The sequence below is a fragment of the Streptomyces fumanus genome (assembly GCF_014655295.1).
Lineage (GTDB): Bacteria > Actinomycetota > Actinomycetes > Streptomycetales > Streptomycetaceae > Streptomyces > Streptomyces fumanus.
Map to the genome: position 1 here is coordinate 118,054 of NZ_BNBI01000014.1, position 24,200 is coordinate 142,253.

The window sequence follows — 24,200 nt, forward strand, 5'->3', positions numbered from 1 at the left end:
ATAGTAGAAGTTAAATTTCGCTATACGGAATTGCTCACCGCGGGCGCGACGGGAGTGCGAATCCGACAGCCGAAGCAGGAGTACTCGATGGCTCGTATGACCGCTGCCCGCGCGGCAGTTGAGATCCTCAAGCGCGAGGGCGTCTCGGACGCGTTCGGTGTGCCGGGCGCGGCGATCAACCCGTTCTACGCGGCGCTCAAGGCGTCCGGCGGCATCACCCACACCCTCGCCCGCCACGTCGAGGGCGCGTCCCACATGGCCGAGGGCTACACCCGTACCCGCCCCGGCAACATCGGCGTCTGCGTCGGCACCTCCGGACCGGCCGGCACCGACATGATCACCGGCCTGTACTCGGCGACCGGCGACTCCATCCCGATCCTGTGCATCACCGGCCAGGCCCCGACCGCCGTGATCCACAAGGAGGACTTCCAGGCCGTCGACATCGCCTCCATCGCCGCGCCGGTCACCAAGATGGCGGTGACCGTCCTGGAGGCCGCGCAGGTCCCCGGCGTCTTCCAGAAGGCGTTCCACCTGATGCGCTCCGGGCGCCCGGGGCCGGTCCTGATCGACCTGCCGATCGACGTGCAGCTCACCGAGATCGAGTTCGACCCGGAGACCTACGAGCCGCTGCCGGTCTACAAGCCGGCCGCGACCCGCGCCCAGATCGAGAAGGCGTTCGGGATGCTCGTCGCCGCCGAGCGCCCGCTGATCGTGGCGGGCGGCGGGGTCATCAACGCCGACGCGGCCGGCCTGCTGGTGGAGTTCGCCGAGCTGACCGGCGTCCCCGTGGTGCCCACCCTGATGGGCTGGGGCGCGCTCCCCGACGACCACGAGCTGAACGCCGGCATGGTGGGCCTGCAGACCTCGCACCGCTACGGCAACGCGACCTTCCTGGAGTCCGACTTCGTCCTGGGCATCGGCAACCGCTGGGCCAACCGGCACACCGGCAAGCTCGACGTCTACACCGCCGGACGCACCTTCGTCCACGTCGACATCGAACCCACCCAGATCGGCAGGATCTTCGCCCCGGACTACGGCATCGCCTCCGACGCCGGGGCCGCCCTGGAGCTGTTCGTCGAGGTGGCGCGGGAGCACAAGGCCGCCGGGACGCTGCCCGACCGCTCCGCCTGGGCCGCGTCCGCCCAGGAGAGGCGGGCCACCCTGCAGCGCCGTACCCACTTCGACGACATCCCGATCAAGCCGCAGCGCGTCTACGAGGAGATGAACAAGGCGTTCGGGCCGGAGACCCGGTACGTCTCCACCATCGGCCTCTCGCAGATCGCCGGCGCCCAGATGCTGCACGTCTACCGCCCCCGGCACTGGATCAACTGCGGCCAGGCCGGCCCGCTGGGCTGGACCGTGCCCGCCGCGCTCGGCGTCGCCAAGGCCGACCCCGAGGCCCAGGTCGTCGCCCTCTCCGGGGACTACGACTTCCAGTTCATGCTGGAGGAACTGGCCGTCGGCGCGCAGCACAAGATCCCGTACGTGCATGTGCTGGTCAACAACTCCTACCTGGGCCTGATCCGCCAGGCGCAGCGCGCCTTCGACATCGACTTCCAGGTCAAGCTGGAGTTCGAGAACGTCAACTCGCCCGAGCTGGGCGTCTACGGCGTCGACCACGTCAAGGTCGCCGAGGGCCTGGGCTGCAAGGCGATCCGGGTGACCGACCCGGCCGAGCTGGGCGCCGCCTTCGAGCAGGCCAAGAAGCTCGCCGCCGAGTACCGGGTGCCGGTCGTCGTGGAGGCGATCCTGGAACGGGTCACCAACATCTCCATGTCGGGCACCAACGACATCTCCAACGTGGTGGAGTTCGAGGAGCTGGCCACCGAACCGGGCCACGCCCCGACCGCCGTGCGGACCCTGAAGGTCTGACACCGCGCCAGCGCAGGGAAGAGGGCGGTCCGTTCCCCCGGGACGGACCGCCCTCCGGCCTTCTCAGCCCCGGCCGCCCGGACGGTCCTGGGGAGGGGCGGCGTCCTCGTACCCGCCGGTCCCCGCGCGCCGTGCGAACCTGCCCCGGCGGCGCGGGCGCACGTCGTCCTCCGGGTCCTCCCCGGGGCCGGACAGCAGCCCGGCCCGCCGGGCGAAGCGGGGCATCAGCACGCGCAGCGCGGCCTCGCCGTGCAGGGCGACGGCGAGCAGCGTGTCCTCGTCGCCCAGCCCGTGCCCGCCCCGCGGCAGCGGGTGCCGCTCCCGCAGGAACTCCACCCGGCGCCGGGCGGCCCGGTTGGCGCCCAGCCGCGGATACCCCAGCAGCCCGGCGTCGGCGAGCGGGATGCGGGTCAGGGCCAGCGCGAGCCTGACGTCCGGGTGCCGGACCAGCTCCCGTACGGTGAGCGGCTCGTCCAGGCAGTCCAGCACCGTCCCCGTGAACGGGGGCAGTTCCTCCTCCGGCGGCTCCAGCACGCACAGGGTCCCGCCCGGGCCGGTCTCGACCGCGCCCCGCAGGCGCAGGTCCACCACCGCGACCGTGACGGCCGCGTGCGGGCCGCCGGCCAGCAGCGCCGTCTCGTGCGGCTCCAGCGCGAAGTCCCTTCCGGTGTCCATCGGCCTCACCCCCGTGCCCGCTATGTGCCCGGCGGCGGGGGCGGCCCAAGCGCGCGGCGGCCGGTTTCAGAGGAAGACTTGAGGTAGCCCGGCGGAACGCCGAGAAGCGCCGGACGCGGGGGTTCCGCGTCCGGCGCTCCTGGGACCGGTGAGGGTGCTGTCCGGTGGTGGTGCTGGTGACCGTCCGACGGCGCGAGGCTGGGCGCGACAGGTCGTTCGCGCCGCCGGACGGAGCATGGGGGGCGGGGAGGCGCCCGGGCCGGGACCGCGGCGGGCGGCGACGGGCCCCGGGTCCGCTCCCCTCAGGTCGTAGGAGCGGACCGCCGGGCCCTTCACCACCGCACTGGCTCGCCGACCGCCGCGGTCCTCGGGTCCCGCCCGCGGCGCACCGGTGGCCACCCCTCATCCGGGCCGGCCGGTGCTCCCGCGGGCCACGCGGACGGTCCTGACCTCCCCGTCAGGTCCCGTCCGCGAGCCGGTGGGGTCAGTCCTCGCGCAGGGCGCGGACCGCCTCCGCCACGCGCTTGCCGTACTCGGGGTCGGCGGCGTGGAAGTGGGCGAGGTTCTTGTCGATCACGTCGTCGCGGGAGACCTGGGACAGGCCCCCGGCGATGTTGGCGACCAGCCGCTTCTTCTCGTCCTCGGTCATCAGCCGGTACAGCTCGCCGGCCTGGAAGAAGTCGTCGTCCTTGGTGTGCTGCGGCGCCGCGTGGGTGCCGGTGTGCCCGGAGACGGGCAGCGGCGCGGCCAGCGGGCGGCCGGTCTCCACGGGGCCGTCGTAGGAGTTCGGCTCGTAGTTCTTGGCGTAACGGGGCTGGTTGTTGGCGGCCATCAGACCGTCCCGGCCGTAGTTCTCCGCGGTGGTGGCGCGCGGCGCGTTGACGGCGAGCTGGGTGTGGTTGACGCCCAGGCGGTAGCGCTGCGCGTCCGCGTAGGCGAACAGGCGGCCCTGGAGCATCTTGTCGGGGGAGGGGCCGATGCCCGGGACGAAGTTGTTCGGGGAGAACGCGGCCTGCTCGACCTCGGCGAACACGTTGTCGGGGTTGCGGTCCAGGACCAGCCGGCCCACCCGGCGCAGCGGGTAGTCCCGGTGCGGCCACACCTTGGTCACGTCGAACGGGTTGAAGCGGTAGTCGGCCGCCTCCGCCACCGGCATGAGCTGCACGTGCAGCGTCCAGGACGGGTGCACCCCGCGCTCGATGGCCTGGAGCAGGTCCGTCTGGTGCGAGGTCGGGTCCTGGCCCGCGGTCTCGGCCGCCTGCTCGGCGGAGAGGCAGCGGATGCCCTGGTTGGTCTTGAAGTGGTACTTGACGTAGAACGCCTCGCCCGCGCTGTTGGTCCACTGGTAGGTGTGCGAGCCGAAGCCGTCCATGTGCCGGTAGGAGGCCGGGATGCCGCGGTCACCCATCAGCCAGGTCACCTGGTGCGTGGCCTCGGGGGAGTTGGCCCAGAAGTCCCAGACGTTGTCCGGCTCCTGACGGCCGGTGAACGGGTCCCGCTTCTGCGAGTGGATGAAGTCGGGGAACTTGATCGGGTCCTTGATGAAGAACACCGGCGTGTTGTTGCCGACCAGGTCGTAGTTGCCCTCGCGGGTGTAGAACTTCACCGCGAAGCCGCGCGGGTCGCGCACCGCGTCCGCGCCGCCGAGCGAGTCGGCGACGGTGGAGAAGCGCACGAAGACCTCGGTGCGCTTGCCGACGGTGTCCAGGAACTCGGCGTGCGTGTAGTCGGTGACGTCGTCGGTGACCTCGAAGTGCCCGTAGGCGCCGGAGCCGCGGGCGTGCACCACGCGCTCCGGGATGCGCTCGCGGTTGAACCGGGCGAGCTTCTCCAGCAGGTGCTGGTCCTGGATCAGGAGCGGGCCGCCGACGCCGGCGGAGGCGGAGTTCTGGTTGTCGGCGACCGGGGCGCCGGACTCGGTGGTGAGCACGCGCTGCGACATCGTGGACCTTCCGTGCGGGTGTCAGCGAAAACGTCGAGCGGAAAACCGTTTCCGCTTCGTGGAGCCTAGGTTTGGGGTGTTCAGAACGTCAACAGTTTGTTGAGGAAGGTTCCGGGCGGCGCCGCCGCCTGGGCGCGACGGGACAGATGTCGGCGCCGGCGCCGCCCGGAGGTCCGGGTGGGTCAGACCTGGGCGCCGGAGAGCCGCTCCACGGCCCGCAGCAGGGCGGAGTGGTCCAGGCCGCCGTCGCCCTGGGCGCGCAGGGAGGCCACCAACTGGGCGACCACCGCGCCGACCGGCAGGGCCGCGCCGACCGCGCGGGCGGCGTCGGTGACGATGCCCATGTCCTTGTGGTGCAGGTCGATGCGGAAGCCCGGCGCGAAGTCGCGGTTCAGGAAGTTGTCCTTCTTCCGCGTCAGCACGGTGGAGCCGGCCAGCCCGCCGTTGAGGACGTCCAGCGCCGCCTTCAGGTCGACGCCCGACTTCTCCAGGAAGACCACGGCCTCGGCGCACGCCTGGATGTTCACGGCGACGATGAGCTGGTTGGCGGCCTTCACGGTCTGGCCCGAGCCGTGCGGGCCGCACAGCACGATCGTCTTGCCCAGCGCTTCGAGGAGCGGCTTGGCCTCGTCGAAGTCGGCCTGCTCGCCGCCGACCATGATGGACAGCACGGCCTCGATCGCGCCGGCCTCGCCGCCGGACACCGGGGCGTCCAGCACCCGGATGCCCTTGTCCCGGCCGGCCTTCGCCAGGTCGACGGAGGTCCCCGGGGTGATCGAGGACATGTCGATCAGCAGCGCGCCGGAGCGGGCGTTCTCCAGGATGCCGTCGGGGCCGTACGCGATGGCCTCGACCTGCGGGGAGGCCGGCACCATCGTGACGATGACATCGGCGTCCCGGACGGCCTCGGCGATGGAACCGGCCGCGGTGCCGCCGGCGGCGGCCAGCCGGTCCAGCTTCTCCTGCTCCAGCGTGTAACCGGTGACCTGGTAACCCGCCTTGATCAGGTTCTCGGACATGGGGGAGCCCATGATGCCGAGACCGATCCAGGCGACCTTGGGAAGAGTGCTCATGGTGAGGGTGCCTCTCGGTACGGGAAAAGTTCTCAGCGGGCGGCGCGGGCCTCGCGGGGCAGCCAGTCGAAGGACTCGGCGCTCGGGCGGTCGCCGGGCTTGTACTCCAGGCCGACCCAGCCGTCGTAGCCGGCCTTGGCCAGCAGGCCGAGCAGCTCCTCCAGCGGCAGCGAGCCGGTGCCCGGGGCGCCGCGGCCGGGGTTGTCGGCGATCTGCACGTGCCCGGTCTTCGCCGCGTACCGCTCGATCACCTCCGGCAGGTCCTCGCCGTTCATCGACAGGTGGTAGAGGTCCATCAGGAACTTGGCGTTGCCCAGGCCGGTGGCCTCGTTGACCTGGTCGACCACGTCGACCGCGGCCGGTGCCGACACCAGCGGGTAGCGCGGCGACTCCGGCGCGTTGAGCGCCTCGATCAGCAGGACCGCGCCGATCCGGTCGGCCGCGCGGGCCGCCAGGACCAGGTTCTCCAGCGCGAGCGCGTCCTGCTCGGCCGGGTCCACGCCCTCGACGCGGTTGCCGTACAGCGCGTTGAGCGCCGTGCACCCGAGCGAGTGGGCGAAGTCCGCGGCCACGTCGATGTTGGCGCGGAACCGGTCCGACTCCTCGCCGGGGAGCGACAGGGCGCCGCGGTCGGGGCCGGGGAGCCGCCCGGCGTAGAAGTTCAGGCCCGTGAGCCGGACGCCCGCGTCCTCGATCGCCCGCCGCAGGGCGTCCAGTGCGGACCGCTCGGGGGTGGGGGAGTCGATCCAGGGCCACCACAGCTCGACCGCGGTGAAGCCGGCCGCGGCGGCGGCCGCGGGGCGCTCCAGGAGCGGGAGTTCCGTGAAGAGGATCGACAGGTTGACGTTGAAGCGCTGGTCTGCGAATCCCATGGGGTCCCGCGCTCCCTTCCGTGGTCTGATTCCGTATTACGGAAGTTCATTTCTGCGTAATGGAAGATTGCCGGGGGGTGTCGGAGGTTGTCAAGGGGGGTCGGCGGAATCCGGCGCCGCGCGTTAGGTTGAGCGCGTGCGATTGAGAGTGGAGTTCACGACCGAGCCCTTCGACCTCGACGAGGCGCCCGCCCACGCGCTGGTGGCCCGCGAGGTGATCGAGGCGGCGGGGCTGGACGAGGTGGACGTCGGCCCCTTCGGCAACACCGCGGCGGGCGGCGCGGACGCGGTGCTCACCGCCCTGGACGCCCTGCTGCGCCGGACCCTGGACGCGGGCGCCACCCGGATCTCCCTCCAGGTCAACGTCGTCGAGGCGGACGAGCGGTGACCGGCGGCGCGGCCGAGTCGTTCATCGCCGCCGTCAAGCCCCTGGTCGACGCCATCGGCGGCGAGCTGGTCCCGCCCGACGAGGCCGGCCAGGACGACGTGGTGCTCTCCTGGGACGGCGCCGAGGCCGTCGCGGTCAAGCTGCCGCAGCTCGCCGACTCCCTCGACCACATCCTGGCCGCCCTGGAGCGCCGGCAGGGCAGACCCCTGGCGGATCTGGACCGCAAGGCCAAGCAGGAGGTGGTGCGGATGCTGGAGGCGCGCGGCGCCTTCTCTGTGCGCCACGGCGTGGAGACCGTCGCGAGCGCCCTGGGCGTCAGCCGCTTCACCGTCTACAACTACCTCAACCGCGAGAAGGGCTCCTGACCTGCGCTTTCGCGCCGTAGCACACGCCGCCGTCCGGCAATCGGACGGCGGCTTTGTTTACCGCGAATTTTCAACAAACTGTTGACGCTGTGTTGCGGAGCGCGTTAGCTATCGGCACGCCAGTTCAGCACAAGGCCACGGAGGCTCTCCCGTGACGTCCACTTCCCCGCCGCCGGGCCTGGCCCGTTTCAACACCCTTGAGGAATCCGCGGCGTTCGCCGCGCTCCACGAGGCGTGTGCCTCCACGGCGTGGGTACGGCGGCTGCTCGCCGCCCGCCCCTGCGCCACCGTCGAGGACCTGTACGCCGCGAGCGACGCCGCCATGGCCGACCTGACGGCGGCGGACCTCGCGGAGGCGATGGCCGGGCACCCGCCGATCGGCCGCCCCAGGCCCGGCGACCCCACGTCCGCCCGGGAGCAGAGCGGCATGGCCGGCGCCTCCGCGCAACTCAAGGCGGAGATGCTGGAGTTGAACCTCGCCTACCAGGAGAAGTTCGGCCATGTGTTCCTCATCTGCGCCACCGGCCGCAGCGCCGAGCAGATGCGGGACGCCGTGAAGGAGCGGATCGGCAACTCGCCCGAGCAGGAGCGGGAGATCGTCCGCACCGAACTGGGCAGGATCAACCGCATCCGGCTGGCCCGACTCGTCGAAGAGGACGCCCGACCATGAGCACCAGCACCACCGCCTCCGTGTCCACGCACGTCCTGGACACCAGCGCCGGCCGCCCCGCCGAGGGCATCGCCGTCCGCCTCGCCGCCCGCGCCGGGCACGAGGGGGACTGGCAGGACCTCGGCGGCTCCGCGACCGACGCCGACGGGCGCTGCAAGGACCTCCCGGCGCTGCCGGAGGGCACCACCCACGTACGGCTCGACTTCGCGGTGGAGCCGTACTTCGACACATCAGCGAATCAGCGAGCCGATGCGCAGCAGGACGCCCCCGCGAATCGGGACAGCGGTGCGTTCTTCCCCGAGGTGGCCATCACCTTCGCCGTCAAGCCCGGCGAGCACTACCACGTACCGCTGCTGCTCAACCCGTTCGGCTACTCCGTTTACCGAGGGAGCTAGCGACACATGCCGACGATCCTGGGACAGAACCAGTACGGCAAGGCCGAGAACCGAGTCGTCAAGATCACGCGGGACGGCGCCACCCACCACATCAAGGACCTCAACGTCTCCGTCGCCCTCTCCGGCGACATGGAGGAGGTCCACTACTCCGGCTCCAACGCCAACGTCCTGCCGACCGACACCACCAAGAACACGGTGTTCGCGTTCGCCAAGGAGTACGGCATCGAGTCCGCCGAGCAGTTCGGCATCCACCTCGCCCGGCACTTCGTCACCTCCCAGGAGCCGATCCACCGCGCCCGGATCCGCATCGAGGAGTACGCCTGGGAGCGGATCGAGACCTCCGACGCCAACTCCAAGTTCATCGGCGCCGACGAGGTCAAGCACTCCTTCGTCCGCAAGGGCCAGGAGACCCGCCTCACCCAGATCACCTACGACGGCGAGAAGTGGGAGGTGATCTCCGGTCTGAAGGACCTGGTGGTGATGAACTCGACCAACTCCGAGTTCTGGGGCTACGTCAAGGACAAGTACACCACCCTCCAGGAGGCGTACGACCGCATCCTGGCCACCCAGGTCGCCGCCCGCTGGCGGTTCAACTGGACCGACGACGAGCAGAAGGCGCCCCACTGGGAGAAGTCCTACGAGCAGGTGAAGAAGCACATGCTCCAGGCGTTCGCCGAGACGTACTCGCTCTCGCTGCAGCAGACCCTGTACCAGATGGGTGCGCGCATCATCAACCACCGCGGCGAGATCGACGAGGTCCGCTTCTCGCTGCCGAACAAGCACCACTTCCTGGTCGACCTGGAGCCGTTCGGCCTCAAGAACGACAACGAGGTGTACTTCGCCGCCGACCGCCCCTACGGCCTGATCGAGGCCACGGTACTGCGGGACGGCTGCGAGGCACGGATCCCGGTCGACATGACCAACCTCTGACGCGGGACGCGGGCCCCCGGTCCCGGCACCGGGGCCGGGGCCCGCCACACCGGAGGGAACACCATGGCACAGCCTGCAAAGGGGCCGGCGAAAGCCCCCTGTTCCACCCCGCCGGAGCACATCGAGGACGCCGTCACGTCCGTGCACCCGGTGGACGAGAAGCTCCACCCCTCGCGGCTCGTCCCCGCCGCGCTCCAGCACATCGCCGCCATGTACGCGGGCGTCGTCACTCCTCCGCTCATCATCGGCCAGGCGTGCGGCCTCGATCTCGCGGCCCGCACCCGGCTGATCGCCGCGTCACTGCTCATCGCCGGTGTGGCGACCCTGGTCCAGACCATCGGGGCCGGGAAGTTCGCCGGCAACCGGCTGCCGTTCGTCAACGCCGCCTCCTCGGCCGGCATCGCCCCGATCCTGGCGATCGCCGAGACCAACGACAAAGGCACCCAACTCCCCGCCGTCTACGGCGCGGTGATGGTCGCCGGGGCCTTCTGCCTGGCCGTCGGACCGTTCTTCGGCCGACTGCTGCGCTTCTTCCCGCCGCTGGTCACCGGCGTGGTGATCACCCTCATCGGGGTCACGCTGATGCCGGTCCCGGTGAGCTGGGCGCAGGGCGGCGACGAGACCGCCGCCGACTTCGGCTCCATGTCCCACCTGGCGCTCGCCGCGTTCACCCTCGTCGTGATCCTGCTGATGCAGCGCTTCGGCCGGGGCTTCGTCAAGCAAGTGGCCCTGCTGTTCGGCCTGCTGGTCGGCACCCTGGCCGCCATCCCGTTCGGCATGGCCGACTTCTCGGCCATCGGCTCCGCGCCCGTGGCCGCGCTGCCCACGCCGTTCGCCTTCGGCGCCCCCGTCTTCCAGCCCGCCGCGATCCTGTCGCTGTGCATCGTGATGCTGGTGCTGATGACCGAGTCCAGCGCCGGCATGCTCGCCCTCGGCGAGATCTGCGACCGCCGCGCGGACGCCGAGGTGATCACCCGGGGCCTGCGCACCGACGGCATCGCCACCCTGGTCGGCCCGGTCTTCGGCGGCTTCCCCACCTCCGCCTTCGCGCAGAACGTGGGCGTCGTCTCCCTGACCCGGGTGCGCAGCCGGTACGTGGTCGCCGCGGCCGGCGCCACCCTGCTGGTCCTCGGCGCCTTCCCGGTGCTCGGCGCGGTCGTCTCCCTGGTGCCGATGCCGGTGCTCGGCGGCGCGGGCATCGTGCTCTTCGGCTCGATCGCCGTCAGCGGCATCCGCACCCTGTCCGAGGCCGGACTGGACGACAGCTCCAACATCATCCTGGTGGCCGTCGCCCTCGGCGCCGGGATCATCCCGCTGGCCGCGCCGACCTTCTACGCCGACTTCCCGGCCTGGGCGCAGACCGTGCTCGGCTCCGGCATCAGCGCCGGCGCGATCGTCGCGGTCACGCTCAACCTGTTCTTCCACCATCTCGGCACCCGGAGCGGCTCCACGGCGGCTCCGGCACTCAAATCCTCCTAGGGTCCTGCCGTGCCCTGCCCACGATGAGAGAAGGACGAACCATGGCAGCAGTCCAGCGCACGGTGATCGAGAACGGCGCGGTGGCGACCGTCGACGCCCGGGACACCGAGTACGCCACGGGGCACGTCGTCATCGCCGGCAACCGCATCGAGTCGGTCGGCGCGGGCGCGGCACCCGGGGGACTGGAGAACGTCGTCCGCCGGATCGACGCCTCCGGTCACCTGGTCACCCCCGGACTGGTCAACACCCACCACCACTTCTACCAGTGGATCACCCGGGGCCTGGCCACCGACCACAACCTGTTCGACTGGCTGGTCGCGCTCTACCCGACCTGGGCGCGGATCGACGAGGAGATGGTCCGGGCGGCGGCGAACGGCTCGCTGGCCATGATGGCCCGCGGCGGCGTCACCACCGCCATGGACCACCACTACGTCTTCCCGCGCGGCACCGGCGACCTCTCCGGCGCGATCATCGGCGCCGCCCGGGAGATGGGCGTCCGCTTCACCCTGGCCCGCGGCTCGATGGACCGCGGCGAGTCCGACGGGGGACTGCCGCCGGACTTCGCGGTGGAGAGCCTCGACGACGCCCTCGCCGCCACCGAGGACACCGTACGGCGTCACCACGACCCGTCCGCCGACGCGATGACCCAGGTCGCCGTCGCCCCCTGCTCCCCCTTCTCCGTCTCCACCGAACTGCTGCGCCAGGGCGCCGAACTGGCCCGCCGGCTCGGGGTGCGGCTGCACACCCACGGCTCGGAGACGGTGGAGGAGGAGAAGTTCTGCCACGAGCTGTTCGGCATGGGCCCCACCGACTACTTCGAGTCCACCGGCTGGCTCGGCGAGGACGTGTGGATGGCGCACTGCGTCCACATGAACGACTCCGACATAGCCGCCTTCGCCCGCACCCGGACCGGCGTGGCCCACTGCCCCTCCTCCAACGCCCGCCTCGCGGCCGGCATCGCCCGGGTCCCCGACCTGCTCGCCGCCGGTGTCCCGGTCGGCCTCGGTGTCGACGGCACCGCTTCCAACGAGTCCGGCGAACTCCACACCGAACTGCGCAACGCCCTGCTGGTCAACCGCCTCGGCGCGCACCGCGAGGCCGCCCTCACCGCCCGGCAGGCGCTGCGCCTGGGCACCTACGGCGGCGCCCAGGTCCTCGGCCGGGCCGGGCAGATCGGCTCCCTGGAGCCGGGCAAGCTCGCCGACCTGGTGCTCTGGCGGATGGACACCCTCGCCCACGCCTCCATCGCCGACCCGGTGGCCGCCCTGGTGCTGGGCGCCGCAGCCCCCGTCACCGCCTCCTTCGTCGACGGCCGCCAGATCGTCGAGGACGGCAGGCTGCTCACCGCCGACGAGGACGCCATCGCCCGCGCCACCCGCGACGAGGCCCGCCGCCTCGCCCGGATCGCCACGGGCGGCTGAACACCGTACTCGCGTACGGCACTTGATCTCCGGCCGGGAGGGACGGCTCCCGGCCGGCAGCCGGCGACCCCCACCAGGGGTCCCGGCGGCCGGACCCGGGGCGCGCACGGGGACGCGCGCGCCCCGGGGCGGTTCCCCCACCCCCCGCTCACCCGTCCCTGGTCCCGCACGACCCCAGTACCACCTCCTTGACACCCACGTCGGAGTCGACGTGCAACCGACCGGAGGCGAGCCGCCGTGGCCGACCACCCAGTTGACGAAAAACTGCCCCCCGTGAAGATGGCGACCACCGGCCTCCAGCACGTGGCGGCCATGTACGCGGGGGTCGTCGCCCCACCCCTGATCGTCGGCGCGGCCGTTGGCCTCTCCGGCACCGAACTGACCTTCCTGACCGGCGCCTGCCTGTTCACCGCCGGCCTCGCCACCCTGCTGCAGACCCTCGGCGTCTGGAAGATCGGCGCCAGGCTGCCCTTCGTCAACGGCGTCACCTTCGCCGGTGTCGCCCCCATGACCGCGATCGTCGCCGCCACCGACGACAAGTCCGACGCGCTGCCGCTGATCTTCGGCGCGGTCATCGTCGCCGGAGTGCTCGGCTTCCTCGCCGCGCCCGTCTTCTGCAAGGCGGTCCGCTTCTTCCCGCCGGTCGTCACCGGCACCGTCATCACCCTGATCGGCATATCCCTGCTGCCCGTCGCCTTCGGCTGGGCCCAGGGCCCCGACAGCCGGGCCGGCGACTACGGCTCCCCGACCAATCTGGGCCTGGCCGCCCTGACCCTGGCCGTGGTGCTGCTGCTGCGCCGCTTCACCCGGGGCTTCGTCAAGCAGATCGCCGTCCTGCTGGGCCTGGTCGTCGGCACGCTCATCGCGATCCCGTTCGGCGTCACCGACTTCGGGCCGGTCGCCGACGCGGACGTGGTCGGCTTCCCGACCCCGTTCCACTTCGGGGCGCCGCAGTTCCAGATCGCGGCGATCGTGTCGATGTGCGTGGTCATGGTGGTCTCCATGACCGAGTCCACCGCGGACATGCTCGCCCTCGGCGAGATCGTCGAGCGCCCCGCCGACGAGAAGACGATCGCCGCCGGGCTGCGCGCCGACACCCTCGGCTCCGCCCTCAGCCCCCTGTTCAACGGCTTCATGTGCAGCGCCTTCGCCCAGAACATCGGGCTGGTGGCGATGACGAGGATCCGCAGCCGGTTCGTCGTCGCGGCCGGCGGCGGCTTCCTGATCCTGATGGGCCTGTGCCCGGTCGCCGCCTCGCTCATCGCCGTCGTGCCGCGCCCGGTGCTCGGCGGCGCGGGCGTCGTGCTGTTCGGCTCGGTCGCGGCCAGCGGCATCCAGACCCTGGTCCGGGCCGGGCTGGAGAAGGACAACAACGTGCTGATCGTGGCGGTCTCCCTCGCGGTCGGCATCGTCCCGATCACCGCGCCGGAGTTCTACCACGCCTTCCCGGAGACCGCGAAGATCATTCTGGACTCGGGGATCTCCACGGGCTGTGTCGCCGCCGTCCTGCTCAACCTGGTCTTCAACCACCTGGGCAAGGGCCGCGAGGCACAGGACGTGACCCATCCGATGGAGGCGGGCGAGGAGATCAGCGGCGCGACCCGGGCGACCGCGACCCCCTGACGCACGCGGCCGGCGCCTCCCTGCGGGGCGCCGGCGTCCTGCCCGTGCGGCGCCGGCGGTTCTGCCCGTGCGGCGCCGACGGTTTCCTCCGTGCGGCGCCGGTGGTTCCGTCCGTGCCGTGCGGTACCGGCGCCCTCCCGGTGGCGCTACAGGCCGAACAGCGCCGGGTCGGAGGCCAGTGCCCGGAAGTACTCCCGGGGGTCCGGGACCAGCTTGCGGGCCTTGAGGTCCATCAGCCCGGCGAGGCCGTCGATCTCGGCGGCCACCGTGCCGTCCGCCTTGCGCACGGTCTGCCGGATACGGAAGGTCTTGCCCCCGGTCCACTCGAAGCCGCAGGTCACCTCCACCTGGTCACCGGCGAACAGCTCCCGCCGGTAGCGGATGCCGGTCTCCAGGGCGACCGGGCCGACGCCCTTGCCGAGGAGGGTGGACTGGCTGATCCCGGCCGCCTGGAGCAGCGACCAGCGGGCGTGCTCCGCATAGCTGAGGTACACGGCCTGGTTGAGGTGTCCCTGCACGTCTGTCTCGTACCCGCGGACGGTCACCGGAACGGAAAACGGTTCGCTCACCACTGCTGCCTCTCGTCGTGGACGCCCCCCGGGGCCCTGCCCCCCGATCTTGGCATGTCCGTCACACCTTGCGCGGGGACGCCAGCAGATAACGCACCCTGGTCCGCGGCTCGGTGTACTCGCCGGCCTGCCAGCCCGCCGCCTCCAGCGTGGCCGCCGCGGCCCGCAGCGCCCCGGCGTCCGGCGCGTACACGGCGACGGCCTCCGGCTGCGGGGTGGCCCGGACCCGGTAGCCGTCGCCCGCGGCGTCGGCCGGACGGTGCCCGGCCGCCTCCAGGGCGAGCGCGGCGGCCCGCACCAGGTGCGCGCGCTCCCAGTCGCAGAGCCGGTCCGTCGCCCCGTCCGGCCGGGTCATCCGCCGCAGCTCCAGCAGCCCGGCCCAGGCGCCGCGCACCTCGCGCAGCCGGTCGGGCTCGGTGACCGGCGGCTCGTCGGCGCCCCCCACCCGGGCGGCGAACACCCCGTCGTCCTTCCGCGCGGGAGCGGCAGCCGGGGGCGCCTCGGCCGCCTCGGTCGCGGGGGCCTGCCGGATCCGGTGTCCCGCCGGGGTCAGGAAGTGGTCGTGCGGCGGACGGGGGTGCCGGAAGGCGAGCCCCCGCTTCACCAGCGCGGCGAGCTGCGCCTCGGTCCCCCGCAGCCGCCCGGTGCCGGGATCGGCGGCCTCGATGACCCGCCGCTGCGCGGCGGTCGGCGGACGTGTCACGGCGTATCCCCCCTCCCGGTCCGGTGGACCCGCGACCCGCTTCGCAGGCTACGCCGGGGGTCTGACATTCCAGGCCGCGACCACCGGCCGCCCGTGCTCGGTGCCCAGGCGGCACAGCGTCCCGGTGGCCAACTGGAACAGCGCCCCGGCGGACGGCGGCAGCCCCAGCCGCCGCGCGGTGAGCACCCGCAGGAAGTGTCCGTGCGCCACCAGCACCACGCACCCCTCGGTGTCGGCGAGCGCGGCGTCCGCCTTGGCCAGCATCCGGTCGGCCCGCTCCCCGACCTGCTCCGGCGTCTCCCCGGGGTGCTCCGGCGGTCCGGGCGCGACCCCGTCGGTGAACAGGAACCACCCCGGCCGGGTCCGCTGGATCTCCACGGTGGTGACGCCCTCGTAGCCGCCGTAGTCCCACTCCCGCAGGTCGGCGTCGATCCGCACGCCCTGGAGGCCGATCAGCTCGGCCGTCTCGCGGGCGCGTTGCAGCGGGCTGACGAAGGCGGCCCCGATCCGGTGCGAGCGGATCAGCGGCACCAGGCGCCGGGCCTGCTCCCGGCCCTGGTCGGTCAGCGGGACGTCGGTGGAGCCGGTGTGCCGCCCGGACCGCGACCACTCGGTCTCACCGTGCCGGACCAGGAAGAGATCACCCACCTGCCTGCCTTTCGCTCGCCTTCCGGCACGGTGCCACACGGGGCCGGGGCGGCGCCCGGCGTACTCGGCCGGACGGCCGCCCCCCGGGGCCGCGCTCAGGGCAGGGGGAGGCCCTGCACGGACTGCGCGAGCTGCCCCACCGCCGTCACCAGCGGGCCGACCGGCTGGACGAACGCGGTGAGCCGGTCCAGGGCCCGGCGCAGGACCGTGGGCTGCGGCTCCTCCTCGTCGAGTTCCTCGCGCAGCCGCCGCAGTTCCCGGCCGGTCGCCTCCGGGTCGGCCAGCGCCTCCCGGTGCTCCTGGAGCAACCGCTCCACCCGGTCCAGGAGTTCGGCGGTCCTGGCGGCCTGCTCGGCGTTCTGCGGCGGGAAGGAGACCGAGCCGGTGAACGCCCGGGCGCCCTGCCCCACGGCCTGGTTGCCCACGTAATGGGTGCCTCCGCTGATGACCACTCCGTGGTTGACGGGAGGCTCCTGGTGGCCTTCGTCGTCACGCATGACATGGACCTCCTGCTCGTCGGACCGCTGTGCTTGCCGGGTCATTCGTCGGGGACGGCGGCGCCCCCGGGGGCGGCCGGGCCGGTCCCCCGGGGGAGGTTGGTGGTGGCGCGCGCTCCGGTGCCGATCGCCTGGTTGCCGATGATGCTGGTGCCGCCCTGCTGGATGAGGCCCTGGTTGAGGATGGTCTGCTGCTGGGCGCGGAAGTCGGTGGTGTCGTAGCCGCGCCGGTCGAGGAAGGCCCGGACGGCGGCGAGGGTGTGCCGTTCGACCAGGGCGGTGATCCGCCGGGCGTCGACGACCTGGAAGTAGTTGTGGTAGTCGGGGCTCACCGCCAGCTCCCGGAGGCCGACCCGGGCGCCGAAGTCGTACACCGGGTTCTCCCGCATCGCGGTCAGCTCGTCCGCCGTCCGTCTGTCGTGGCGGGCGTCGAAGCGGGCGTGGCGCAGCGCGCGGAAGGGCGCGGACAGGAGCGTCGGGCCGGTGTGGCGCAGGGCGTTCACCAGCAGTCCCCGGTGCGCGGCCGGGGTGAGGTCGCCGCCGAGGAGGTCGACGACGTGGTAGGCGGCGGGCACCGGGCCGAGCACGTGGTGGTCGGTGTGCAGGTGGAGCGTGCGCCCCACGACCGCCAGGTGCAGGAAGGTGCTCGGCACCACGTCGCCGCCCCACAGGGGCACGTGGACGGCGAGGAAGTGGCGGCGGGTGCCGGTCGGACGGAGCATGATCTCCTCGACCGCTTCGGCCGGCAGCCGGACGGCCGGGGACACGGTGGTGCCGAGGAAGCGTTCGTCGTCGCCGAGAGTGGTGCCGCTGACGAAGACCCGGTCCTCCACGGTGAGGGAGCCGAGGTCCGGCGCGGGGGTGCCGGTGCCGGGCCCCCGGGCGGCGAGGGCGCGCAGGCGGTCGCGGATCTCGCCGACGAGTTCGGGGAGCGTGAAGGGTTCCGGCCCGGCGGGGCGGGCCCGCAGGCCGGCGGTGTTCTCGGCGGGCAGCAGCGGCACCGCGAGGGACCACTGGGAGTCGGTGGCCGCGTAGCCGACGAACGGGCTGTAGCCGCTGTAGACGGTGACGTTGCCCTCGCGCGCCTCCTCGATGGCCGCCAGCCGGCCGCCGACCCAGTCCGGCCGGTCACCCACGGGGCCGGCCGGCGGGGTGTACGTCTCGCGGGTCAGGGTGGTGCGCAGCAGCCGGTCGACGGCGAGGTCGTGCCGGAGCACGGTGGCGTACGCGAAGGCGGCGGCGGCCACGGAGACGAGCACGGCCGGTACGCCGGCCAGATAGGTGCCCAGCAGCCAGCCCGGGAAGCCGTCCACCGGCAGCGCGGCGGCGGCGATCCCCAGGCCGAGGGCGATCAGCGCGGCCATACCGGCCGTGACGGCGGCGCCCACCAGGACCGCGGGCGGGGGCTGGGGCCGCCCCCGGGTCGTCGGGCTGCGCCGTCCCTCGGTCGCCTGCCGGGGGAGGGCGAGCACCAGCAGGACGACCAGGAGCCACAGCGGCGCGATCAGCACGACCGCGCCGACGGCCCCGGCCAGCCGCAGATCGCGCCGGTGGCGCAGGTCCTGGGCGGTCAGGCAGTGCCGTACCACCGCCGCCGGGTCGGCGCCGGGGGCGGCGGCGACGGCGCTGGTCTCGTCGGCCAGCACCTCCTCCAGGACCCGGTCGGCGAAGTGCTCGTCCAGGTAGGCCCCGGCGCACAGGTACCGGGTGACGTCCCCCGGCGCGCTGCCGACCGGCAGGTGGGTCGGTGCGGTCGTCACGGTCGCTCCCCCTTCCGCGCGGCGTGCTCCGGGCCGCGCTCCGGTGGTCCCGCCCGGCCACCCGGCCAGCGTGCAGGCCAGCAGCGAGCCGGCCGCGAGACCGAAGACCAGGGCGCCGCGCACCGCGTTCGTCACCAGCGTGCCGGCCGGCGCCAGTTGGACCCCGTCGACGAGACCCGTGTAGAGGCCCAGCCCCGCGAAGTTGGCGACCAGCGTGGCGAGGACGCCCACCGCCAGGCAACCGCGCCACCCGGGCCGCCGGCGGGCCGACAGCCACCGGCCGAGCAGGACGAGCCCCGCGAACAGCACCAGCGCCCCGAGGTCGATCGCGACCAGGGCGGACGTGCCGCCGTACCGTTCGGGGTCGATGTCCCACCCGGGGGTGAAGGCGGCCTCCAGCAGCCAGCGCAGCGGCTTGTTCGCGGACTCGTCGCCGTAGAACCTAGCCGCGTAGAAGTCCGAGAGCGGTTCCTGCGCCGGGGGGCTGCCCGCCAGCACGAGGAGCAGGACCGGCAGCGCGAGGCGCGTACGCAAGCCCACTGGGTGCCCCCCTCCCCGTTCCCCCCGGACCGGTGGCCGCACTCTAGGGCATCCCCCTCGCCGCGCGGGCCGGAACGGCGCACACCGGTGGGCCGGGCCGGCGTCTACTGCCGGTATCCGCTGAGGAACCGGCCGATCCGCCCGATCGCCGCCTCCAGGTCGTCCGCGTGGGGCAGCGTCAGGATGCGGAAGTGGTCGGGGGAGGGCCAGTTGAAGCCGGTGCCCTGCACCACCTGGATCTTCTCCTGGAGCAGCAGGTCCAGCACGAACCGCTCGTCGTCGTGGATCTTGTGCACCCGGGGGTCGATCCGGGGGAAGGCGTACAGCGCCCCCTTGGGCCGGACGCAGGACACGCCCGGGATCTCGTTCAGCTTCCGCCACGCCACGTCGCGCTGCTCGCGCAGCCGTCCGCCGGGCGCGGTCAGCTCGTGGATGGACTGCCGGCCGCCGAGCGCGGCCTGGATGGCGTACTGGGCGGGCGCGTTGGCGCACAGCCGCATGGAGGCCAGCATGGTCAGGCCCTCCAGGTAGTCCCGGGCGTGCTGCTTGGGCCCGGTGACGACCAGCCAGCCGGAGCGGAACCCGGCCACCCGGTAGGTCTTGGACAGCCCGCAGAAGGTGAGCACCACCAGGTCGGGGGCGACGGCGGCGGCCGAGTGGTGCACGGCGTCGTCGTACAGGATCTGGTCGTAGATCTCGTCGGCGAAGACCATCAGGCCGTGGCGGCGGGCGAGGTCGCAGATGCCCTCGACGATCTCCCTGGGGTAGACGGCGCCGGTGGGGTTGTTGGGGTTGATGATGACGACCGCCTTGGTGCGGTCGGTGATCTTCGCCTCCAGGTCGGCGAGGTCGGGGTACCACTCGGCCTGCTCGTCGCAGAGGTAGTGCACCGCCTTGCCGCCCGCCAGGGTGGTCACCGCCGTCCAGAGGGGGAAGTCGGGGGCGGGGATCAGGACCTCGTCGCCGTCCTCCAGGAGGGCCTGTACGGCCATGGAGACCAGCTCGGAGACGCCGTTGCCGAGGAAGACGTCGTCGACGCCGACCTCCAGGCCGAGGGGCTGGTAGCGCTGGGCGACCGCGCGGCGGGCGGAGAGGACGCCGCGGGAGTCGGTGTAGCCGTGCGCCCGGGGCAGCATCCGGATCATGTCCTGGAGGATCTCCTCCGGGGCCTCGAAGCCGAACGCGGCCGGGTTGCCGGTGTTCAGGCGGAGCACGCTGTGGCCCGCCTCCTCCAGCGCGTCGGCGTGCTCGATCACCGGGCCGCGGATCTCGTAGCAGACCTCGCTGAGCTTGTTGGACTGACGGAACTCCATGCGCCGCTTCCCCTCCGGTGACTGGTGTTGCTTGGTTTTACCAAGTGCGCGCTTGGAAAGTCCAACACGTTGTCTACACTGCGTCGCATGTCACCTCGCCGAAGCTACGACCAGTACTGTTCCGCCGCCCGCGCGCTCGACGCCGTCGGCGACCGCTGGACCCTGCTGATCGTCCGGGAGCTGCTGGCCGGGCCGCGGCGCTACACCGACCTGCACGCGGACCTGCCGGGTGTCAGCACGGACGTGCTCGCCTCCCGGCTGAAGGACATGGAGCGCGAGGGGCTGGCGACCCGGCGCAGGCTGCCCCCGCCCGGCGCGGTCTCGGTCTACGAACTCACCGCGCGGGGGCGGGCGCTGCTGCCGGTGCTCCAGGCGCTCGGCGCGTGGGGCGCGGGCGAACTGGGGGAGCGCCGGCCCACGGACGCGGTCCGCGCCCACTGGTTCGCGCTGCCCCTGCTGCGGGAGCTGCCCGGCGAGGGCCTGGTCGAAGTACGCCTGGACGAGGGCGTGTTCCACCTGTACGCGGGCGCCGGGGAGGGCCCGGTGTACGGCGAGGGCCCGGCCCCCGCCGAACCGGACGCCCGGCTGGTCCTGGACGCCGGGACCTGCGCGGCGGTCGGCCGGGGCGAGCTGAGCCTGGCCGAGGCGGTGCGCACCGGACGGGCCGAGGTGAGCGGGGAGGGCACCCTGGCGAAGGCGCTCGCAGAAGGGTGAGGGGGCCCGCTGTCCGCGGACCCCCCCGTGCGTCACATCCCCGGCGGCACCTGCCGGGGCCGTCCCGACCCCCGGGTCAGGGCGTACCCGCCGATCCCCGCCAGCGCGGCCAGGACGGCACCGGCGGCCGTCCACACCCAGCGGTCGGACCACCATCCCGAGGACCAGCCGTCGTCCGGGTCGAGGTCGAACAGGGCGGCCTCGTCGTCGGTCTTCATGGCCACGCCCGGCACCAGGGGCTGGGCCAGCGAACCGTCCACCGCCGCCGCGCCGCCCATGTCCTTCGAGTCCACCCGCACCTCGGCGCCGACCGGCAGCCCCAGGTCGGAGGTGGGCACACCGGTCACCGTCAGCCGGACGTAGTACGTGCCCGGCAGCGGGTCGTTCGCCCACGGCTCCGCCCAGGCCCGGACCGTGCGCAGCACACAGGCCAGCTCGACCGAGGAGGTGCCCGGCGCGGCGGTGCGGGTCTGCGCCCCGTACTGGCACGCCTGGCGGCGCCGCAGCCCGTCGTACACGTCCACCTGCCAGGTCTGGGCGGCGTGCGTGTCCGGCAGCTTCACGGTCGCCTTCACCGTCGGCCGCTGCCCGGTGTCCGCGGGGAACGACCAGTACAGGTAGTCGCCCGCCGAGCCGCTCGCGGTGGCCCGCTGCCCCTGCTCGATCTCGGTCGCGGTACGGAACGACGTGCCCGCCTGCGTGGGCGCCCCGCCGTCCGCCGACGGCGACGGCGAGGAGTCGGCCGCCGCCGGGGCGGCGGCCAGGCCCAGCAGCAGCGCCGCGGCGCCCAGCACTCGTGCGATACGCATCAGTTGGTCCTCCAGACCGCGACCCGCCAGCGGGACACCCAGCCCCACACCAGCCCGGCGAGGAAGCCCACCAGGACCAGCACACCGAGCAGCCACCAGCCCCGGCCGAGGCCGAACGAGGCCACGTCGTCCGCGTCCGAGGGGCCGTCCACCACGTCCACCGTCAGCTCCAGCGGCAGCCCCGGCGTGGTCTTCACACCGGCGCGCGCCGCGAAGGAGTGCGTCACCTGCAGGCACACCGCCTCGGCGGTCTCCTCGTCCTCGTCGCCGGCCTCCGCCTCGGGGTAGCGCAGGCCGGTGGAGACCACGTCGGTGCGGCCGTCGCCCGCCGCCTCGCCGCGCACGATCTCCCGGCCGTGCCCGGTCACCGCCCGCAGCAGCACCCCGTAGGAGGGCGCCACCGCCCGGTCGGCCGACACGCTCACCGACGCCCGCAGCTCCTTGCCCGGCGGCACCTGCACCCGGTACCAGCGCTGCTGGCCGAACTCCGCGCGGTCGGTGAACAGCCCGGATGTCAGCTCCGGCGCCTTCGCGCAGGTGTCCGCGCCCTCGGTGGCGACCGGCGTCACCACCGGCTCGGCGGCCCGGTCCACCAACTGGCTGACCCGGTCGGTGAGTTCGTCGGCGTGCTCGACCGAGGTGTACGTCCCGCCGGTCGCCTCGGCGATGCAGCTCAACTGCTGCCGCATCTTGGCGTTGGGGACCAGGCCGAGGGTGTCGATGGTCAGACCGATGCCCTTGGCGGCGATCTCGCGGGCCACCTCGCACGGGTCCAGCGGGGCGCAGGTGTCCTCGCCGTCGCTGATCAGCACGATCCGCCGGGAGCCGGTCCCGCCGTCGAGGTCGTCGGCCGCCGCCAGCAGGGCGGGCCCGATCGGGGTCCAGCCGGTGGGCGCGAGCGTCGCGACGGCCGCCTTGGCCTCGGTGCGGTCCAGCGGCCCCACCGGGTACAGCCGCGCGGTGTCCTGGCAGCCCCGCTTCTTGTCGTCGCCGGGGTAGTCGGCCCCGAGGGTCCGGATTCCCAACCGGACCTCATCGGGGGTGGCGTCGAGCACCTCGTTGAACGCGCGCTTCGCCGCCGCCATCCGGGAGCCGCCGTCGATGTCCCGGGTCCGCATGGAACCGCTGACGTCCAGCACCAGGTCGACCTTCGGCGCGTCCTCGCCCGTGGGTTCGCCGGCGGCGGCCCCGGCCGGCAGGGCCAGGCCCGCCGCCAGCGCGGCGAGCAGGGCGCCCGCGCCCGCCGCGAAGCGTTTACTTATGATCATCGGCGGATCTTATGGACCCGGAGCGCCGGACTCCAAAACGGGCCGCCCTCAACAGGACGGGTGCCGCAGCGGATTGGGCAGTTCCGCCCACAGGTCGCCGGACCGCCGCGGCGTCAGCCGCATCAGCGTCAGCGCCTTCGCGGGCAGCGGCCGCTCGCACAGCGCCACCAGGTCGGGCGTGCGCGGCAGCTCCCGTACGGCCGCCTCCAGCGCGTCCCGCAGGGCGGCCCCGTCACCGGCCGTCGCCGCGAGCGCCCCGGCCACCAGGGAACCGAACAGCTTGCGGCGCAGCACCTCGGGGTCGTCCGTGATCATCCGGGCGGGCAGGTCGGGGACCGCGATGCCGTGCCGGGCCAGCCGGGCGGGGCTGACCCGCAGGTCGGCCAGGTCCCGGTAGACCAGGCGGCGCGGCTCGCCCGCCGCGTCCAGCACGACCAGCAGGTTCTGGCCGTGCGCCTCCAGCGCGGCGCCCACTTCCAGCGCCCGCAGCCCGGCCCGCAGGGCGAGCCGCGCGAACCGGGCCAGCCAGGCGGGCGACGCGGGCAGCGAGGTGGTCGCCAGCGCCGCCACCGGCACCACCCGCTCCCCGGGCCCCGCGTACACCTCCGGCGGCTCCCGTAGGACGGCGGCCAGGTCGGGGGAGTGGGCGGTGGCCGCGCCCAGCGTGCGGGTGATGTGCAGCAGGCCGTCGCCGTGCGCCGCGAGCCGCTCGCCGAACGCCGACAGGGCCGCCGACGCCGCCACCGACGCCACGGAGATGTCCCGCACCGAGGAGGTCAGCCGGGCGCTCAGCGCGGTCTTGACGTGCGGCCCGCCGGGCACCGCCAGAGTGCGCAGCGACATCAGCGGATGCGCGTCGATCCGCCCCCCGGCCGCCTGCCCGAGCACATGCGCGGCCTGCCACGGGTGCACCGGCAGCAGCACCCGCCCCCCGTCCCGCATCCCGGCCGGCCACTCCCCGCTCACCAGGCACTCCGTCGCCGGCACCGGGACCTGCCCGAGCGCCACCACCGGCCCGTGCTCGGGCCCGTACGCCAACTGCTCGGCCACCGAGAACCCGGGCCGGAACCGGCAGTTCGGATGGAACGGATGCCCGTCCACCACCCGCTGCTCCCACTCCCACCCCGTCCGCGGCCACTCGTCCGAGTGAAATTCCCGCCCGGCCCTCGACAACGCCAGGGACGCCACACAGTGGTCGAGTTCGGCCGCCAGCGCGTCACCGCCCGGCACCGCGAGGTCCGCCATCAGCCGGGCCGGGTCGTCGTACACCACCGCGTCCAGGCGGACGGACCGCACATAGGCGTCGGTGCGGTACGGGTCGGCGTGCGGCCCGGAGAGCGTCCGGCCGTCCCGGAGCGTGAGGACGGTACCGTCCCGTCCCGGCGTCCGGCCGGTCCGCCACGGCATCGGCTCGTGCGCCAGCGCCCGCCACAGCCGGGACAGCACGGCCGCGCGGGCGCCCGGCAGCCCGGCCGTGAACCGGGGGAGCAGACCGGGCCGCACCGCGGCCAGCTCCCGGGCGACCTCGGTCTCGGCGGTGGGGGGACGGTGCACGGGCGGGCTCCTCGGGTACGCGTAGGACGTCACGGCGTCGGGGCGGCACGGCCGCACGGCGTCACGGGGGAGTGACGGCCACCGACATACTGGTCCACTGATCGTCTCCGACCCCTGACG

Annotated in this window: 23 protein-coding genes; 10 read left to right on the top strand and 13 right to left on the bottom strand. The window is 73.3% G+C overall.

Features of this window, described 5'->3' with window-relative positions; genetic code table 11:
* Positions 1 to 87: 87 nt before the first annotated feature.
* Positions 88 to 1,872, top strand: coding sequence for a glyoxylate carboligase (gene gcl, locus IE316_RS28170; RefSeq protein ID WP_190207329.1), 1,785 nt, complete (start codon positions 88 to 90; stop codon positions 1,870 to 1,872).
* A 63-nt stretch (positions 1,873 to 1,935) separates the two neighbouring features.
* On the opposite strand, the gene IE316_RS28175 is transcribed toward gcl, so the two are convergent.
* From IE316_RS28175 to IE316_RS28190, 4 genes are all read right to left on the bottom strand, one after another.
* Complete coding sequence (locus IE316_RS28175) at positions 1,936 to 2,547, bottom strand: TIGR04222 domain-containing membrane protein (RefSeq protein ID WP_190207330.1); 612 nt, start codon at positions 2,545 to 2,547, stop codon at positions 1,936 to 1,938.
* Positions 2,548 to 3,031: 484 nt separating this feature from the next.
* Positions 3,032 to 4,489, bottom strand: coding sequence for a catalase (locus IE316_RS28180; protein WP_190207331.1), 1,458 nt, complete (start codon positions 4,487 to 4,489; stop codon positions 3,032 to 3,034).
* Between the two features lie 182 nt (positions 4,490 to 4,671).
* Positions 4,672 to 5,562 (bottom strand): 2-hydroxy-3-oxopropionate reductase, encoded by an 891-nt coding sequence (locus IE316_RS28185; protein ID WP_190207332.1) that lies wholly within the window; start codon positions 5,560 to 5,562, stop codon positions 4,672 to 4,674.
* 32 nt (positions 5,563 to 5,594) lie between these two features.
* Positions 5,595 to 6,434 carry a TIM barrel protein gene (locus IE316_RS28190; protein WP_190207333.1) on the bottom strand — a complete coding sequence of 280 codons (840 nt, stop codon included), beginning with the start codon at positions 6,432 to 6,434 and terminating at the stop codon, positions 5,595 to 5,597.
* Positions 6,435 to 6,570: 136 nt separating this feature from the next.
* On the opposite strand from IE316_RS28190, the gene IE316_RS28195 reads away from it, so the two are divergent.
* From IE316_RS28195 to IE316_RS28230, 8 genes are all read left to right on the top strand, one after another.
* On the top strand, positions 6,571 to 6,822 hold the full coding sequence (locus IE316_RS28195; protein ID WP_190207334.1) for a YkoF family thiamine-binding protein: 252 nt from the start codon (positions 6,571 to 6,573) through the stop codon (positions 6,820 to 6,822).
* A complete protein-coding gene (locus IE316_RS28200; protein ID WP_190207335.1) occupies positions 6,819 to 7,187 on the top strand; it encodes a helix-turn-helix domain-containing protein in 369 nt (122 codons plus the stop codon). Before IE316_RS28195 ends, IE316_RS28200 begins: the two co-directional genes overlap by 4 nt.
* 151 nt (positions 7,188 to 7,338) lie before the next feature.
* Positions 7,339 to 7,857 carry a 2-oxo-4-hydroxy-4-carboxy-5-ureidoimidazoline decarboxylase gene (gene uraD / locus IE316_RS28205; RefSeq protein WP_190207336.1) on the top strand — a complete coding sequence of 173 codons (519 nt, stop codon included), beginning with the start codon at positions 7,339 to 7,341 and terminating at the stop codon, positions 7,855 to 7,857.
* Positions 7,854 to 8,252: a hydroxyisourate hydrolase gene (uraH, locus tag IE316_RS28210; RefSeq protein ID WP_190207337.1), complete on the top strand. Its 399-nt coding sequence runs from the start codon at positions 7,854 to 7,856 to the stop codon at positions 8,250 to 8,252. Before uraD ends, uraH begins: the two co-directional genes overlap by 4 nt.
* Before the next feature lie 6 nt (positions 8,253 to 8,258).
* Positions 8,259 to 9,182 (top strand): factor-independent urate hydroxylase, encoded by a 924-nt coding sequence (pucL, locus tag IE316_RS28215; protein ID WP_190207338.1) that lies wholly within the window; start codon positions 8,259 to 8,261, stop codon positions 9,180 to 9,182.
* A 63-nt stretch (positions 9,183 to 9,245) separates the two neighbouring features.
* Positions 9,246 to 10,661 (top strand): nucleobase:cation symporter-2 family protein, encoded by a 1,416-nt coding sequence (locus tag IE316_RS28220; RefSeq protein ID WP_190207339.1) that lies wholly within the window; start codon positions 9,246 to 9,248, stop codon positions 10,659 to 10,661.
* A 41-nt stretch (positions 10,662 to 10,702) separates the two neighbouring features.
* On the top strand, positions 10,703 to 12,082 hold the full coding sequence (locus IE316_RS28225; RefSeq protein WP_190207340.1) for an 8-oxoguanine deaminase: 1,380 nt from the start codon (positions 10,703 to 10,705) through the stop codon (positions 12,080 to 12,082).
* Between the two features lie 237 nt (positions 12,083 to 12,319).
* Positions 12,320 to 13,705, top strand: coding sequence for a nucleobase:cation symporter-2 family protein (locus IE316_RS28230; protein ID WP_190207341.1), 1,386 nt, complete (start codon positions 12,320 to 12,322; stop codon positions 13,703 to 13,705).
* A gap of 146 nt (positions 13,706 to 13,851) precedes the next feature.
* Here IE316_RS28230 and IE316_RS28235 read toward each other — a convergent pair whose 3' ends face one another.
* The 6 genes from IE316_RS28235 to IE316_RS28260 all read right to left on the bottom strand — a co-directional run bounded on the left by IE316_RS28235 (position 13,852) and on the right by IE316_RS28260 (position 19,735).
* A complete protein-coding gene (locus IE316_RS28235; protein WP_190207342.1) occupies positions 13,852 to 14,274 on the bottom strand; it encodes an acyl-CoA thioesterase in 423 nt (140 codons plus the stop codon).
* A gap of 61 nt (positions 14,275 to 14,335) precedes the next feature.
* The gene (locus IE316_RS28240) at positions 14,336 to 14,977 is read right to left on the bottom strand and encodes a hypothetical protein (protein ID WP_190207343.1); all 642 of its coding nucleotides are present in this window, start codon (positions 14,975 to 14,977) and stop codon (positions 14,336 to 14,338) included.
* Between the two features lie 48 nt (positions 14,978 to 15,025).
* On the bottom strand, positions 15,026 to 15,625 hold the full coding sequence (locus IE316_RS28245; RefSeq protein WP_190207344.1) for a histidine phosphatase family protein: 600 nt from the start codon (positions 15,623 to 15,625) through the stop codon (positions 15,026 to 15,028).
* A gap of 95 nt (positions 15,626 to 15,720) precedes the next feature.
* On the bottom strand, positions 15,721 to 16,122 hold the full coding sequence (locus IE316_RS28250; protein WP_190207345.1) for a DUF5955 family protein: 402 nt from the start codon (positions 16,120 to 16,122) through the stop codon (positions 15,721 to 15,723).
* Between the two features lie 41 nt (positions 16,123 to 16,163).
* Entirely contained in the window at positions 16,164 to 18,422 is a 2,259-nt protein-coding gene (locus tag IE316_RS28255) for an AbeC-like domain-containing protein (protein ID WP_190207346.1), read from the bottom strand.
* A gap of 104 nt (positions 18,423 to 18,526) precedes the next feature.
* On the bottom strand, positions 18,527 to 19,735 hold the full coding sequence (locus tag IE316_RS28260; RefSeq protein ID WP_190207347.1) for a pyridoxal phosphate-dependent aminotransferase: 1,209 nt from the start codon (positions 19,733 to 19,735) through the stop codon (positions 18,527 to 18,529).
* Between the two features lie 87 nt (positions 19,736 to 19,822).
* Between IE316_RS28260 and IE316_RS28265 the strand changes: the two genes are divergently transcribed.
* Positions 19,823 to 20,449, top strand: coding sequence for a winged helix-turn-helix transcriptional regulator (locus IE316_RS28265; RefSeq protein WP_190207348.1), 627 nt, complete (start codon positions 19,823 to 19,825; stop codon positions 20,447 to 20,449).
* A 32-nt stretch (positions 20,450 to 20,481) separates the two neighbouring features.
* Here the strand turns inward: IE316_RS28265 and IE316_RS28270 are convergent, their stop codons facing one another.
* From IE316_RS28270 to IE316_RS28280, 3 genes are read right to left on the bottom strand one after another with little or no spacing between them, the layout of a single operon-like run.
* Positions 20,482 to 21,258: a hypothetical protein gene (locus IE316_RS28270; protein WP_190207349.1), complete on the bottom strand. Its 777-nt coding sequence runs from the start codon at positions 21,256 to 21,258 to the stop codon at positions 20,482 to 20,484.
* The gene (locus IE316_RS28275; protein WP_190207350.1) at positions 21,258 to 22,526 is read right to left on the bottom strand and encodes a VWA domain-containing protein; all 1,269 of its coding nucleotides are present in this window, start codon (positions 22,524 to 22,526) and stop codon (positions 21,258 to 21,260) included. Before IE316_RS28275 ends, IE316_RS28270 begins: the two co-directional genes overlap by 1 nt.
* 48 nt (positions 22,527 to 22,574) lie before the next feature.
* The gene (locus IE316_RS28280) at positions 22,575 to 24,080 is read right to left on the bottom strand and encodes an IucA/IucC family protein (RefSeq protein WP_190207351.1); all 1,506 of its coding nucleotides are present in this window, start codon (positions 24,078 to 24,080) and stop codon (positions 22,575 to 22,577) included.
* Positions 24,081 to 24,200: the final 120 nt, after the last annotated feature.

Excerpts from the sequence above, each read along its gene's own strand:
- gcl (WP_190207329.1), top strand. The coding sequence starts at position 88 with ATGGCTCGTATGACCGCTGCCCGCGCGGCAGTTGAGATCCTCAAGCGC.
- IE316_RS28175 (WP_190207330.1), bottom strand. The coding sequence starts at position 2,547 with ATGGACACCGGAAGGGACTTCGCGCTGGAGCCGCACGAGACGGCGCTG.
- IE316_RS28180 (WP_190207331.1), bottom strand. The coding sequence starts at position 4,489 with ATGTCGCAGCGCGTGCTCACCACCGAGTCCGGCGCCCCGGTCGCCGAC.
- IE316_RS28185 (WP_190207332.1), bottom strand. The coding sequence starts at position 5,562 with ATGAGCACTCTTCCCAAGGTCGCCTGGATCGGTCTCGGCATCATGGGC.
- IE316_RS28190 (WP_190207333.1), bottom strand. The coding sequence starts at position 6,434 with ATGGGATTCGCAGACCAGCGCTTCAACGTCAACCTGTCGATCCTCTTC.
- uraH (WP_190207337.1), top strand. The coding sequence starts at position 7,854 with ATGAGCACCAGCACCACCGCCTCCGTGTCCACGCACGTCCTGGACACC.
- pucL (WP_190207338.1), top strand. The coding sequence starts at position 8,259 with ATGCCGACGATCCTGGGACAGAACCAGTACGGCAAGGCCGAGAACCGA.
- IE316_RS28220 (WP_190207339.1), top strand. The coding sequence starts at position 9,246 with ATGGCACAGCCTGCAAAGGGGCCGGCGAAAGCCCCCTGTTCCACCCCG.
- IE316_RS28225 (WP_190207340.1), top strand. The coding sequence starts at position 10,703 with ATGGCAGCAGTCCAGCGCACGGTGATCGAGAACGGCGCGGTGGCGACC.
- IE316_RS28250 (WP_190207345.1), bottom strand. The coding sequence starts at position 16,122 with ATGCGTGACGACGAAGGCCACCAGGAGCCTCCCGTCAACCACGGAGTG.
- IE316_RS28260 (WP_190207347.1), bottom strand. The coding sequence starts at position 19,735 with ATGGAGTTCCGTCAGTCCAACAAGCTCAGCGAGGTCTGCTACGAGATC.
- IE316_RS28265 (WP_190207348.1), top strand. The coding sequence starts at position 19,823 with ATGTCACCTCGCCGAAGCTACGACCAGTACTGTTCCGCCGCCCGCGCG.
- IE316_RS28270 (WP_190207349.1), bottom strand. The coding sequence starts at position 21,258 with ATGCGTATCGCACGAGTGCTGGGCGCCGCGGCGCTGCTGCTGGGCCTG.
- IE316_RS28275 (WP_190207350.1), bottom strand. The coding sequence starts at position 22,526 with ATGATCATAAGTAAACGCTTCGCGGCGGGCGCGGGCGCCCTGCTCGCC.